This window comes from Paenibacillus sp. 05T425 (genome assembly GCF_056396205.1).
This window is the reverse complement of the sequence record NZ_JBFTLA010000138.1, coordinates 1-411: the sequence shown is the minus strand read 5'-3', so window position 1 is coordinate 411 and position 411 is coordinate 1. Positions and strand designations below refer to the sequence as shown.

Here is a 411-nt window from a genome sequence, read left to right as displayed (position 1 = left end):
CCCATGATGGTCGGCACGATGTCGATCTGGGTGCCCACAGTGTGGTCGACCTGACCGGATTTTTCCTGTATGCCCGGCCCGATCATCAGCATCGGCACGTTGAAGCGGCCCAGGTCCATTTCGGTGATCTGTTGTTCATTGCCAAAACCGTGGTCGCCGACGATCACGAACAGGGTTTCCTTGAAGTACGGCTCTTTGCGAGCCTTTTCAAAGAACTGACCCAATGCCCAGTCGGAGTAGCGCATGGCGGTCAAGTGTTCGTTGAGGCTGCCACGATCGGTCACGCGCTCCACCGGCAATGGTGTCGGCAAGGCGTATGGCGTGTGGTTGGACAGGGTTTGCAGCAAGGCATAGAACGGTTTCTTGTCCTTGCCGTCGCGGGCTTTCAACTCTTCCAGGCCACGGTTGAAC

1 protein-coding gene is annotated in these 411 nt (G+C 57.4%); it reads right to left on the bottom strand.

Annotated elements, in window-relative coordinates:
* The coding region (locus tag AC1DF0_RS32470; RefSeq protein ID WP_477577720.1) for an LTA synthase family protein at window positions 1-411 on the bottom strand (411 nt) is incomplete at both ends.